This is a genomic window from Plantactinospora sp. CA-294935, from assembly GCF_050936445.1.
GTDB lineage: Bacteria > Actinomycetota > Actinomycetes > Mycobacteriales > Micromonosporaceae > Plantactinospora.
Genome location: NZ_JBNJMU010000001.1, coordinates 8922563 through 8935125, shown reverse-complemented (window position 1 = coordinate 8935125; position 12563 = coordinate 8922563). Strand labels below are relative to the sequence as shown.

Here is a 12563-nt window from a genome sequence, read left to right as displayed (position 1 = left end):
CGTGACCGGCCATAAAGTACGCCACCTCGGTGAGCTCGCCCTGCCGGGAGCCGGCATCGGGGCGACCGCCGGGGTGGCGGCCGTCGGGCTCGCCCTGCTCGCCGGTCAACCGATCGACTGGGCCCTGGCCCACGGGGTGGGGCTCGGTCTGCCGCTGGTACTGCTCGGCGGCGGCTTCGGGCTGCTGCTGGGCGCCGGCGTCGCCTCGCCGGGCGTCTTCGCCCCGGCGGCGCTCTACTGGTTCATCGGGTTCCCGGTCGCCCGGGTCGCCCACGAGATGCTGGTCGGCCTGATGGTCGTCGGCCGGCCGGCGCTGCCGCCGGACCTGCTCGGCTTCCTCGCCTACCAGGCGATCGTCAGTCTCGGCTTCGCGATCGGATTCAGCTGGCTGCACGAGCGGATCGCGCCGGGCTGGCTGCGCCGGGTCCGGCACCGCAACCCGGCGGCCGACCGGCTGTACGCCTTCTACCTCCAGCACGCCGAGGCGCAGTGGAAGGCCCGGGAGAGTCGTAGGCGGGCCCGGGCCGCCGGCCGGGGTACCGGCCGACCGACCCTGTTCCGAGCCAAAGGAGAGTTATGAACCTGCCGGTCTGGGTATGGGCCGTGACGATCGTCGGCTTCCTGGCGATGATCGCCTTCGACTTCTACCTGGTCGCTCGCAATCCGCGCGAGCCGGCCTTCCGGGAGTGCGTGGCCTGGGTGAGCTTCTACGTACTGGCTGCGGTCGCCTTCGGGTTCGTCGTGATGGCCACGGCCGGGGTCAGCTACGGCGGCCAGTTCTTCGCCGGCTGGCTCACCGAGTACTCGCTCAGCGTCGACAACCTGTTCGTCTTCATCATCATCATGAGCCGGTTCGCGGTGCCGGTCCGGTACCGGCAGAAGGTACTGCTGATCGGCATCGTGCTGGCGCTGCTGATGCGGGGCATCTTCATCGCGGCGGGCGCCCAGGCGGTCGCCCGGTTCGACTGGCTCTTCTACCTGTTCGGCGCGTTCCTGATCTACACCGCGATCAAGTTGGTCGGTCCGCAGCAGGAGGACGAGTTCTCCGAGAACTTCGCCCTCCGTACCGCGAAGCGGATCCTGCCGACCACGGAGTCGTACCGGGGCGCGTCGGTCTTCGTCCGGGTGAACGGTCGGAGGATGGTGACCCCGATGTTGATCGTCATGATCGCCATCGGCACCACCGACCTGCTGTTCGCGCTCGACTCGATCCCGGCGATCTTCGGACTGACGCAGGAGCCGTACCTGGTATTCACCGCGAACACGTTCGCGCTGATGGGCCTGCGGCAGCTCTACTTCCTGCTCGGTGGCCTGCTCGACCGGCTGGTGTACCTCAGCAAGGGCCTGGCGTTCATCCTGGCCTTCATCGGCGTCAAGCTCGTGCTGGAGGCGGCGCACCACGACGGGGTCTCCTGGGCGCCGTCGGTGCCGATCGCCGTCTCGCTCGGGGTCATCGTCGGTACGCTGCTGGTCACCACCGTGGCGAGCCTGGCGAAGTCCCGGCGGGACGCGTCGCAACGGCCGTCCGCCGCCACGGAGGGGGCGGGGGCCGAGGCCCCCGGTGCCCACGACACCGTGACGGCGGACCGGGATGCGGTCTGACCGGTCGTCAGACCTTGATCAGGTCTTCGTCCGCGGCGGAGCCGTGGAGGAAGCGCTCGATCTCCTCGTCGCTCGGCCGGGCGGCCCGACGCTGGTTCTCCAGCGCGGCCGCCAGGCCGAGCCCGAGGGAGCGACCGTCAGCCGGGAACCCGGTCGGCAGGGCCAGCCGGTCGGAGAGTCGGGTCAGGGAACGTGAGAACGTTCGCCAGGTGGTCATGACAACATCACTCCTGCGTGTCGGTCTTCCCGGGAAACGACGCTTCCCGGGACTGTGCGCACCGGACCGGGCGGCTTGAGACCGTCCGGGACGGTGGTCCGGCAGGACACCCGGGTGTGCCTGGTGGGGCCGGGCACACCCCGGGTCGCCGGATCTTCCGCCGTCACGCCTCGTCGCGTGGCGGCCGGATCTATGTCTGTCGCCGGATCGATGACCGGCGGGGGTCGCCCGCAGCGGCCGCGCGGGGCCGCAGCCTCGCGGCCCGGACCATGGTGTGGACGGTACGCCGGCTCCTGTGTGGAGCTACCCGGTGCGGTGTCACCAGAAACCCTCGCGCTCGTCCTGTCCGGCGACAGGTCCTTGTTCGACGGTTCCAGGATACCGCCTTCGGTATACAAAAAACCGGCCTAGTGACCAAAGCCACCGCGTCGCCCGAGCGGTGCGCGACCACGTTCGGTGCCGGTACGGGGCAGGCTGCCCGGAAAACGTCCCTGCTACCCCTAGACACCTCGCTGTTACATGGTCCACGATTATTGCCTACCCCATACGGTATGCACTTCTAGGGACAGCCAGGGGGAGGACGTCGCTTCCGGTGCGCGCTTGCGCGCTGTGCCCGTCGTCGCCGTCGCCGGCCGGGTCAACCCCGACAATCGATAGCAAAACTACATATTGTACGCAGAAGTCGCACGACGATGATGGAGGACTCTGATCATGACCATCGCTTCCCTCCGGGAGTCAGACGCTGGCGACCTCGTAGGTGCGCAGAAACTCACCGACGGGATCCATCTGGTCGTCGATGCGCTCAAGCTCAACGAGGTCGACGCCATCTACGGCGTCGTCGGCATCCCGATCACCGACCTGGCCCGCCTGGCGCAGGCGTCCGGCATCCGCTTCATCGGCTTCCGGCACGAGAGCGCCGCCGGGCACGCCGCGGCGGCGGCCGGGTTCCTGACGAAGAAGCCGGGAATCTGCCTCACGGTGTCCGCTCCGGGTTTCCTCAACGGGCTGGTAGCCCTGGCCAACGCCACCGTGAACTGCTTCCCGATGGTGCAGATCTCCGGGTCCAGCGAGCGGCACCTCGTCGATCTGCAGCGGGGCGACTACGAGGAGATGGACCAGTTGGCGGCGGCTCGACAGTTCGCCAAAGCGGCATACCGCGTACACCGGGCGGAAGACATCGGCCGCGGCGTGGCCCGCGCGATCCGCACCGCCGTCTCCGGACGACCAGGAGGGGTCTACCTCGACATCCCGGCCGCGGTCCTCGGCGAGGTCATCGACGCGGATCTGGGCGCGGCGTCACTGTGGCGGGTCGTCGACCCGGCACCGCGTCAGGTGCCCGAACCCGCGGCCCTGGACCGCGCGATCGAACTGCTCGCCAACGCCCAGCGGCCGCTCGTCGTGCTCGGCAAGGGCGCCGCGTACGCGCAGGCGGACGATCAGATCCGACAGTTCGTCGAGCTCACCGGTGTGCCCTACCTGCCCATGTCGATGGCGAAGGGCCTGCTGCCCGACGACCACCCGCAGTCGGTGGCCAGCACCCGGTCACTGGCCCTACGCCGGGCCGACGTCGTGATGCTCGTCGGTGCGCGCCTGAACTGGCTGCTCGGACACGGCGACGCACCGCAGTGGAACTCCGACGCCAAGTTCATCCAGGTGGACATCGCCAGCACCGAGTTGGACAGCAATCAACCCATCGCGGCGCCGCTCGTCGGTGACGTCGGCTCGGTGATGCAGGCCCTGATCGACCGGACCACACCCGGCCAGATCGCGGTCCCGACCCAGTGGCGGGACGAGCTTTCGGCCCGCTCCGCAGAGAACGTCGGCAAGATGGCCAAGCGCCTCAAGGCCGCCGAAACCGCACACCCGATGAAGTTCCTGGGCGCGTTGCAGGCCATCCGCGACGTCCTGCGGGAGAACCCGCAGACCTATGTCGTCAACGAGGGCGCGAACGCGCTGGACCTGGCGCGCAACACGATCGGTATGCGGGTGCCGCGACACCGCTTGGACAGCGGCACCTGGGGCGTGATGGGTATCGGCATGGGGTACGCGATCGCCGCCGCGGTCGAGAGCGGAGACCCGGTCGTCGCCATCGAGGGCGACAGTGCGTTCGGGTTCAGCGGCATGGAGCTGGAGACGATCTGCCGCTACGGCCTGCCCGTCGTCACGGTCGTGCTGAACAACAGTGGCGTCTACCGCGGTGACGACGCGTCACCGTCCGGCGACCCGGCGCCGACCGCCCTCAGGGCCCGGCATGACCTCATGATCGCCGCATTCGGGGGCAAGGGCTATCGGGCGACGACGCCGGCGGAGGTCACCGCCGCGCTGCGCGAGGCCCTGGCACAACGCCAGCCCGCGCTCATCGACTGCGTCATCGACCCCACCGACGGAACCGAGAGCGGCAACATCGCCCACCTCAACCCCAAGGGCATCACGGTGCAGCGGTGAGGACGACCGGCTTCCCCCGGATCCCAAGGCGCGCAGCGACGACCGCACCGCGCGGTACCGCCCGGGTCGGCGAGGAGGGCGTCGAACATCCCGCCCGGGTGCCTCGGCCGGCCCAGGCATCCTGAGCAACACCAGCCGCCGCTTTCGACAAACCCGCGGTGCGGGTGGGCGGCCCGTCGATGCGCGGCCGCGTGCTCGCCGTGGTACGCAACGCGTCCCCCCGCATCGTGCTCGGGCCGCCCGGCGGGGTGCCGACTGCCCGTGCGGATCCGCCGGACGGCTGACGGGTCGCCGCCGCCGGACCCGGCCTGATCGATCCGGACACGACTGCGCAGACCAATGACGGAGTGCCCGGCGCAGCGTTGGTAGAGAACGGAGGCTTGGATCTCTATGTACACAGTTACCGACCCAGCGACAGGCGAACTGGTCGAGGAGATCGAGAACGCGACCGACGGAGAGGTCCGTGAGGCGATCGATCGTGTCCACCGCGGGTACGTGTCGTGGCGGCGTCGACCGGTCGCCGAGCGGGCCGAGATCGTGTCACGCGCGGCGGACCTGTTCGCCGAGCGCGCCGACGAGCTGGCGGCGACAATGACGTTGGAGATGGGCAAGCGGATCAACGAGGGCCGCGGTGAGGTCGGCGTTGTCGTCGACATCTTCAGGTACTACGCCGACAACGGTCCTTCACTGCTGGCCGACGAGCCGCTGGAGATCAGGGGCGGCAAGGCCGTCATCACCAAGAACCCTATCGGGCCGCTGCTCGGCATCATGCCGTGGAACTTCCCCTGCTACCAGATCGCCAGGTTCGCGGCGCCGAACCTGGTCCTCGGCAACACGATCCTGCTGAAGCATGCCTCGATCTGCCCCCGGTCGGCAGCCGCGATCGAGCGGATCCTGCACGACGCCGGGGTGCCTGAGGACGCGTACGTGAACATCTTCGCGTCCAGCGCGCAGATTCCCCGGATGCTCGCGGACCCCCGCATCCAGGGAGTTTCCCTGACCGGCAGCGAGCGGGCGGGCATCTCGGTCGCCGCCGAGGCCGGGAAGAATCTGAAGAGGGTCGTCCTGGAGCTGGGCGGTTCCGACCCGCTGATCCTGCTGGACACCGACGACATGGACAAGACGGTGAAGGCCACCGCGACGGCCCGGATGCGCAACTGCGGCCAGTCGTGCAACTCGCCGAAGCGGATGATCGTGCTCGCCGACATCTACGAGGAGTTCGTCGACCGCCTGACCAAGCACGTGGCCGAGACCTTCGTGCCCGGCGACCCCGGCGATCCCGCGACGAAGTTGCCGCCGCTGGCGTCGGTCGCGGCGGCCGACGAGGTGGCCGGTCAGATCGAGAAGGCGGTCCGGCAGGGCGCGACGCTACGCACCGGTGGGCGTCGTATCGACCGGCCCGGCGCCTATCTCGAGGCCACCGTGCTCACGGACGTGACCCCCGAGATGGACGCCTACTACGAGGAGATCTTCGGCCCTGTCGTGCTGGTCTTTCGCGCGGAGACCGAGGAGGAAGCGGTCGCGATCGCGAACGACTCGCCGTTCGGGCTCGGCGCCAGCGTATGGGGCACGGATCCCCACCGGTTGCGCCGGGTTGCCGGGCAGATCGAGTCCGGCATGGTGTATCTGAACAGCGCTGGTGGGTCGCAGGCCGACCTGCCGTTCGGCGGGATCAAGCGCTCCGGGATGGGCAGGGAACTGGGCCGGGCCGGCATCGAGGAGTTCATGAACAAGAAATCCATCCGCCTGTGAGGGGATGTCGATCGAGCTTGGACACCCGCGGGGCCGTATTCGAGGGGCACTTTTCCTCGTGGTGCGCCCCGGGGGTGCAACCCTGTCCGACCCGGATCCGTGGATAGGACAACATGGCGTGGCGTAGTACTCCAGCCGTATCTGCTGGATTCGTCGGCGTCTTCACTGGTAGTGGCCTACTTTGGCTCGGTACTGGTGGCGTCGGCGCCACCATGACCATCGATAGATGTGATCAAGTGGTTGGACACGGGTTAGCAGGTGTGCCGGGAGACGGCGGACCTCGCCGAGAGTGAGAGGAATGAGACCGTCCCGGCCGGGTTCGGATGGCCGAGAAGACCCCGAGCTGCGAAATCGCCATCCCGTGGTTCAAGCAACGGGAACCCCGCGCTTCTCCTGGTTCACGATTCCTTCTCATGCTTCCGGAAAGTGAACCAGAGACCCAGGTGAAGGACGATTCCCAGGCCCCCTCCAATCAGGGCGAGCGCAACCAGCGGGCCGGCCCACGTGGTTTCGACATATGCCGTGTCACCGACCACGCGTGCTCGGACGGTGCTGCCCTCATGGTTAACCACTCCCAGGCCGGTGACCTCCCCGGAACGCTGTTGACCATCAACTCCCCAGGAGCCGGTGCAGACCAGGTCAGAGTTTCCAGGAGCCGCGCCGTCGACGAGGCGACACTCCTCCACCTTCGCTGTCGTCGGGATACCCGACGACTGGGCTCGCGCGTAAGGAATCGTGAATATCAGCCCCAGAACCAGCGATCCGCCCCAGACGCAGGTATAGGTGATCGCCTTGGTCCGCGCACGGGAGAAGGCCATGATCGCAGACCTTACCGCCAAGGCGTAACCGAGACCCTGATCGCGCAGCCGGGCCCGCAAGGCGGCACCGCCAAGGCCCGGCCGCAGCGCCGCCGTACCGCAAGCCGCGGTGCGCCGGTCGGAAGCGGTGCGCACCCGTACCCGTGAAAACGCCGCACGTCCCGCCCTGCTTGACGGGACATGCGGCGCGGATGTGCGCGGGGGAGCGGGTCAGCCCAGGGCTTCCCGCTCGGCGGCCTCCTTGCGGCGCTGGTGGTAGCTCTCCCGGGTCCGCTCGGTGTGCCGGCGCATCAGCTCACCGGCCCGCCGGCCGTTGCGGCTGGCGATCACCTCGATCAGCTCCGCGTGCTCGTCCCACGCCTCCCGGCCCCGGGACCGGGCGATCGGGGCGTAATACCACCGCACCCGCCGGTCGACCATCGCGATCAGCTCGGCGAGGACCTTGTTGCCGGACATCTCGACGACGTACGCGTGCAGGGCCGCGTTCGCGTCGACCAACTCCACCTGGTCGTCGTCGCGCAGCGCCTTCTCGCCGGCGTTCTGCAGCTCGCGCAGCCGTTCCACCCGCTCCGGGGTGGCCTGCCGGGCGGCCAGCCGGGCCGACTCGGACTCCAGCAGGGTACGGGTGGCGAGGAGCTGGTCCGCCTCCTCCTCGGTCGGCACGTGCACGAAGGCACCGAGTGCCGGGCGCAGATCGACCCAGCCCTCGCTCTGCAACCGTTGCAGCGCCTCCCGCACCGGCTGCCGGCTGACGCCGAGCTGGGCCGCGAGCTCGTTCTCGACCAGGTGCTCGCCGGGACGCAGCTCACGGTTGATGATCATCTCGGCGATGACGTCGTAGACCGCCTGGCGTAGCGGCGCGGGCCGTTCCAGGGGCTGTCGCGCGGCCCGTGGCTCGCGGCGGGCCGCGGTGAGTCGTCGTCGACCACCATTGGCGCCGGCAGGCGAGGCCGAGCCTCCCCATTCGGTCATGGACTACCTCCGGCTGCGATATCGATCGGGAGTGGCGATTCCTGGCTATAGCATACAGTCGCCCAGATGCAATCGTCGGCCCCGTGCCGGCGGCGGCAATATCGCCGCGCGACCGGAGAGGCGGCCGGTGCCGCGGTCGCGTCGGCGGGGTGGACGGCCCCACGGCCACCCACCCCGCCGTTCGTTCCGGCACCCCGGCCAGATCAGCCGGAGACCGCGTCGCGGTACTCGATCTCCGGTACCGGCTCGAATTCGTTGACCTTCGCGATGGAGAGCCCGTGCGCGGTATTCGCCTCCCGCTCGATCATCACCTCGACCAGCACCGGCCGGCTGGTCCGCCGGGCCTCCTTACTGGCCCAGGCGAGCGCGTCGGCGATCTCGTCGGGGCGCAGCACCCGGCGGCCGGCGCAGCCGTACGCCTCCATCACCTTCACATTGTCGGTGCCGTACTCGTCGTAGTGGATGTCCACCTCGTAGTTCATCTCGTAGCCGATCTCGGCCTGCCGGATAAGCCCGAGGTACTCGTTGTTCAACATGATCAGTACGAACGGGATGTTGTACTGCGCGGCGACCGCGAGTTCCTCGACCAGGAACTGGAACGAGTAGTCGCCGACCACCCCGACCACCTCGGCGTCGGGTTTGGCGGACTTCACCCCGATCGCCGCCGGGATCTCCCAACCGAGCGGGCCGGCCTGGCCGCAGACCTGGTAGTGCCGGGGCTTGAAGACCTTCTGGAACTGCCCGGACCAGATCTGGTAGAGACCGATCGCGGTGACGAAGTAGGTGTCCGGGCCGAAGAACTCGTTGATCTCCTTGAAGACCCGGGGCGCCTTCACCGGTACGGCGTCGAAGTCGTCCCGGCGGCGCAGCGTCTCGCGCAGCTTGCGGACCAGCGAGACCCATTCGCCGCGGTCTCGGTGCACGCCCCTGCGGCGTACGGCGTCGAGCAGCGCGGCGAGGAACGCCCCGGTGTCCGAGACGATCCCGAGGTCGGGGCCGAACACCTTGCCGAGCTGGGTCGGCTCGATGTCGACGTGGATGAACTTCCGGTCGCCCCGGTAGGTCTCCAGGTCGCCGGTGTGCCGGTCGCCGAACCGGGCACCGAGCGCGAGCACCAGGTCGGACTCCAGGAAGGACGCGTTGCCGAAGCGCTGGGTGGTCTGGATGCCGGTCATCCCGGCGAAGAGGTCGTGGTCCTCCGGGATGGCGCCCTTGCCCATCAGGGTGACCTGGACCGGGATGTTCAGCGCCTCGGCGACCTCCCGGAGCAGATCGGTGGCCTCACCGATGATCACCCCGCCGCCGGCCAGGATCAGCGGCCGCTCGGCGGCCAGCAGCATGTCCAGGGCCCGCTCGACCCGGGGCAGGTGCGGCTCGACCCGGGGCACCGGCAGCGGGGCGTCGATCGAGGCGTCCCACTCGATCTCCTGCCGCTGCACGTCGATCGGCAGGTCGATCAGGACCGGCCCGGGCCGCCCGGAGCGGGCGATCCGGAACGCCTCCCGGAAGATCCAGGGGGCCTGGGCGGCCTCCTTGACCTGCACCGCCCACTTTGTCACCGGCTTGGCGATCTCGACGATGTCGACCGCCTGGAACGCCTCCTGGTGCAGCTTGCTGGTCGGCGCCTGGCCGGTGATGCAGACCATCGGGATGGAGTCCGCCTGTGCGGTGTAGAGGCCCGTGATCATGTTGGTACCGGCCGGGCCGGAGGTGCCGATCGCGACGCCGACCCGGCCGTTGGTCCGGGCCCAGCCGTCGGCCATGTGGGTGGCACCCTCCTCGTGCCGGACGATCAGGTGCCGGATGTCGCTGCGCCGCAGTGCCGCGTAGAGCGGCAGGATCGCGGCGCCGGGGCAGCCGAACGCGATGTCCACGCCCTCCGAGGCGAGCACCGAGACGACCGCGTCCATGCAGGGGATTTTGGCCATGGGGTTCAGACCTCCGGGTAGTGGGCGTGGGTCGGGAAGTTGCCGTACCGGCGCTCGCCGGGCGGGCCCTCGGTCACCGCGTGCACCAGCAGCGCGCCGCCGACGAAGTCGCCCCGCCAGGAGGCGCCCCGGCCGCCGAAGACCTCCTGCCGGTCGCCCCGGGACCGGGGCCGGTTGATGCCGACCTTGAAGGCCCGCAACTCGGCGCCGAGCCGCTGCGCGGTCGCCTCGTCGTCGCAGGCCAGCGAGGCGACCAGGGCGCCGTTGCTGGCGTTCATCCCGGCCAGCAGTTCGGCTTCGGTGTCGACCAGCGCGATGGTGTCGACCGGTCCGAACGGCTCGGCGTGGAACAGTGGGGAGGAGGGCGGCGGGGCCAGGATCGCCACCGGCGCCAGGTACGCCGACCGGTCCTGATCGGGCAGGAACCGTCCGTCGTCGAGCGAGCCGCGGTAGAGCGGTACGCCGCCCTTGGCGATCGCCGCGTCGATCACGTCGGTCAGCTCCTTGGCCTTGGCGTCCTTGATCAGTGGACCGAAGTCGAGGTCGGGAAAGCCGTCCTGTCCCGGCTCGACGGCGAGCGGATGCCCGAACCGGACGTCCCGGACCGCCGGCAGGTACGCGGCGAGGAACCGGTCGAACAGCGACCGCTGTACGACGTACCGGGGGTAGGCGGTGCAGCGCTGCTTGGCGTACTCGAAGGACTTGCGGACGTTGGCCGCGAGTCCGTCCCAGTCGCTGAACTCCCAGACGCCCCAGCAGTTCAGCCCCTCCTGCTCCAGCACGTGCCGCTTGCTGGAGTTGAGCAGGCCGGCGGCGACCTGGCTGCCGGCGGAGCGGCCGCCGACGAAGAAGACGCAGGCGATCTCGGGGGAGTCCACCAGCACCGGGGAGAGTTCGGCACCGCCGCCGCTGACCAGGGTGATCGGCAGGTCGTGCCGGGCCGCGAGGGCGACGGCCAGGGTCAGGCAACTCACCCCGCCGTCGGTCGGTGTCTTCGCCACCACCGCGTTTCCGGCGAGCACCTGCACCAGCACCGAGTGCATGATGACGCTCATCGGGTAGTTCCAGCTTGAGATGTTGCTGATCGGGCCGGGCAGCGGGGAGCGGCCGGCGAGCATGGAGTCGATCTCCTCGACGTACCAGCGGACGCCCTCGATGCAGCGGTCGACATCGGTGGTGGCCAGCCGCCACGGCTTGCCGATCTCCCAGACCAGCAGCAGCGCCAGCAGGTCGCGATGTGCCGCGAGGGCGTCGAGTGTCGCGGTGATCCGGGCCTTGCGCTCGGCCAGCGGCACGGTCGACCAGGTGCGATGGGTGTCGGCGGCGGCCCGGACCGCCTCGGTGGCGGTGGCCGCGGTCAGTCGGGGCGGGCCGGCGATGACGGTGCCGTCGATCGGTGAGGTGGCCGGAACCGGGTCACCGTCGGAGCGCCACCGGCCGCCCCAGTAGTTGCGGACGCGGTCCTCGGCGAAGGCCTCGGGCGCGGTCTCACGGCAGCGGGCGAAGACGTCACCCCAGGCGGTACCTGGCTTTCGGATCAGGGTCACGGGAGCCTCCAGGGCGTCGGGTGTCCTGTTGATTGGCGAGATCGCCGGGCCGGAACGGGGGTCGGTAACGTCTGCGTCCCGTCGATGGCTGACCGGCACCGGATCCCGGTGCCCGGAAGGACCAGCTAGGAAGTCTGCATACAGTATTCTGTCGGCAGAGCGAGTGCAATACCTGCGCCGACGCCTCGCCGGTACGCCGGTGGTGGTGGCGACCGGTCAGGCCGCGGTCATGCTGGGGGTGGGCGCCGGCCGGGCCATGGTCTTGGCCAGCAGTTCGGTCGCGGCGTAGATGGTGCGCAGCGTGGGTGCCGGCGCACCGGTGATGTCAGCGATCTCCACCACGGCGGCGACGACGGCGTCGAGCTCCATCTCCTTGCCCGCCTCAAGGTCCTGCAACATCGAGGTCTTGTGGTGGCCGACCCGCCGGGCCCCCTCGACCCGCTTGCTGATCGAGATCTCAGGCGTGCTGCCGACCCGGCTGGCGATGTCGAGGGTCTCCGCCATCATCTGCTCGACCACCCGGCGGGTGCCCGGGCTCTCGCAGATCTCCGCCATGGTGGCCCTGGTCAGGGCGCTGATCGGGTTCAGCGACACGTTACCCATCAACTTGATCCAGATGTCGTCCCGCAGCCGCGGCTCGACCGGGCATTTCAGCCCGCCGGCCACCATCGCGTCGCTGAACCGCTGGCAGCGCTGCGAGACCGTGCCGTCCGGCTCCCCGATGGAGAACCGGGTCCCCTCCAGGTGCCGGATCACCCCGGGTGACTCGATCACCGTGGCCGGGTAGACCACGCAGCCGATCGCCCGCTCCGGGGCCATCACCGCCGAGGTCGCCCCGCCCGGGTCGACCGCCTCGATCCGCTGGCCCTCGTACGGCCCCGGGAGCTTGTGGAAATACCACCACGGGATGCCGTTCTGCCCAGCGATGAGGGCGGTCTCCGGGCCGAGCAGCGGTTCGAGCAGTGGCCCCGCCGAGGCGTAGGAATGCGCCTTGAGGCCGAGGAACACGTAGTCCACCGGCCCGACCTCGCCGGGGTCGTCGGTGGCGTGCGGGTGCGCGGCGAAGTCGCCCCGGGGACTGAGTACCCGCACTCCGTGTGCCCGCAGCGCGGCCAGGTGTGCGCCGCGGGCGATCAACTGGACATCCACCCCGGCCCGGCACAGGGACGCACCGACGTACGCGCCGATGGCGCCGGCTCCGAGCACTGCAACTCGCACGGGCTGCTCCCTTCTCGTACGACGTCCGCGCGGCGCCGAGGCGACGCAGCAGCGGCGTGCCTTC

Annotated in this window: 10 protein-coding genes; 4 read left to right on the top strand and 6 right to left on the bottom strand. The window is 69.7% G+C overall.

All coding sequences use genetic code 11. The annotated features are described in order from the left end of the window. Window position 1 precedes the first annotated feature (1 nt). Both ACQEVC_RS38930 and ACQEVC_RS38925 read left to right on the top strand, forming a co-directional pair. Window positions 2–580 (top strand): hypothetical protein, encoded by a 579-nt coding sequence (locus tag ACQEVC_RS38930; RefSeq protein WP_432888453.1) that lies wholly within the window; start codon window positions 2–4, stop codon window positions 578–580. Continuing rightward, window positions 577–1602: a TerC family protein gene (locus ACQEVC_RS38925; protein ID WP_432888451.1), complete on the top strand. Its 1026-nt coding sequence runs from the start codon at window positions 577–579 to the stop codon at window positions 1600–1602. Before ACQEVC_RS38930 ends, ACQEVC_RS38925 begins: the two co-directional genes overlap by 4 nt. Before the next feature lie 7 nt (window positions 1603–1609). Here ACQEVC_RS38925 and ACQEVC_RS38920 read toward each other — a convergent pair whose 3' ends face one another. After that, window positions 1610–1819: a hypothetical protein gene (locus tag ACQEVC_RS38920; RefSeq protein WP_432888449.1), complete on the bottom strand. Its 210-nt coding sequence runs from the start codon at window positions 1817–1819 to the stop codon at window positions 1610–1612. A gap of 711 nt (window positions 1820–2530) precedes the next feature. On the opposite strand from ACQEVC_RS38920, the gene oxc reads away from it, so the two are divergent. Together oxc and ACQEVC_RS38910 are read left to right on the top strand one after the other, a co-directional pair. Beyond that, complete coding sequence (oxc, locus tag ACQEVC_RS38915; protein ID WP_432888447.1) at window positions 2531–4264, top strand: oxalyl-CoA decarboxylase; 1734 nt, start codon at window positions 2531–2533, stop codon at window positions 4262–4264. A gap of 390 nt (window positions 4265–4654) precedes the next feature. Continuing rightward, on the top strand, window positions 4655–6016 hold the full coding sequence (locus ACQEVC_RS38910) for an NAD-dependent succinate-semialdehyde dehydrogenase (RefSeq protein ID WP_432888445.1): 1362 nt from the start codon (window positions 4655–4657) through the stop codon (window positions 6014–6016). Between the two features lie 398 nt (window positions 6017–6414). On the opposite strand, the gene ACQEVC_RS38905 is transcribed toward ACQEVC_RS38910, so the two are convergent. The 5 genes from ACQEVC_RS38905 to ACQEVC_RS38885 form a co-directional block, all read right to left on the bottom strand. Next, a complete protein-coding gene (locus ACQEVC_RS38905) occupies window positions 6415–6969 on the bottom strand; it encodes a hypothetical protein (protein WP_432888443.1) in 555 nt (184 codons plus the stop codon). 75 nt (window positions 6970–7044) lie between these two features. Then, the gene (locus ACQEVC_RS38900; protein ID WP_432888441.1) at window positions 7045–7806 is read right to left on the bottom strand and encodes a GntR family transcriptional regulator; all 762 of its coding nucleotides are present in this window, start codon (window positions 7804–7806) and stop codon (window positions 7045–7047) included. Between the two features lie 203 nt (window positions 7807–8009). Further along, a complete protein-coding gene (gcl, locus tag ACQEVC_RS38895) occupies window positions 8010–9734 on the bottom strand; it encodes a glyoxylate carboligase (protein ID WP_432888439.1) in 1725 nt (574 codons plus the stop codon). 5 nt (window positions 9735–9739) lie between these two features. Beyond that, the gene (locus ACQEVC_RS38890) at window positions 9740–11281 is read right to left on the bottom strand and encodes an aldehyde dehydrogenase family protein (protein WP_432888437.1); all 1542 of its coding nucleotides are present in this window, start codon (window positions 11279–11281) and stop codon (window positions 9740–9742) included. Window positions 11282–11497: 216 nt separating this feature from the next. After that, on the bottom strand, window positions 11498–12499 hold the full coding sequence (locus ACQEVC_RS38885) for a 2-dehydropantoate 2-reductase (protein WP_432888435.1): 1002 nt from the start codon (window positions 12497–12499) through the stop codon (window positions 11498–11500). Window positions 12500–12563 lie beyond the last annotated feature (64 nt).

Excerpts from the sequence above, each read along its gene's own strand:
- ACQEVC_RS38925 (WP_432888451.1), top strand. The coding sequence starts at position 577 with ATGAACCTGCCGGTCTGGGTATGGGCCGTGACGATCGTCGGCTTCCTG.
- ACQEVC_RS38920 (WP_432888449.1), bottom strand. The coding sequence starts at position 1,819 with ATGACCACCTGGCGAACGTTCTCACGTTCCCTGACCCGACTCTCCGAC.
- oxc (WP_432888447.1), top strand. The coding sequence starts at position 2,531 with ATGACCATCGCTTCCCTCCGGGAGTCAGACGCTGGCGACCTCGTAGGT.
- ACQEVC_RS38910 (WP_432888445.1), top strand. The coding sequence starts at position 4,655 with ATGTACACAGTTACCGACCCAGCGACAGGCGAACTGGTCGAGGAGATC.
- ACQEVC_RS38900 (WP_432888441.1), bottom strand. The coding sequence starts at position 7,806 with ATGACCGAATGGGGAGGCTCGGCCTCGCCTGCCGGCGCCAATGGTGGT.
- gcl (WP_432888439.1), bottom strand. The coding sequence starts at position 9,734 with ATGGCCAAAATCCCCTGCATGGACGCGGTCGTCTCGGTGCTCGCCTCG.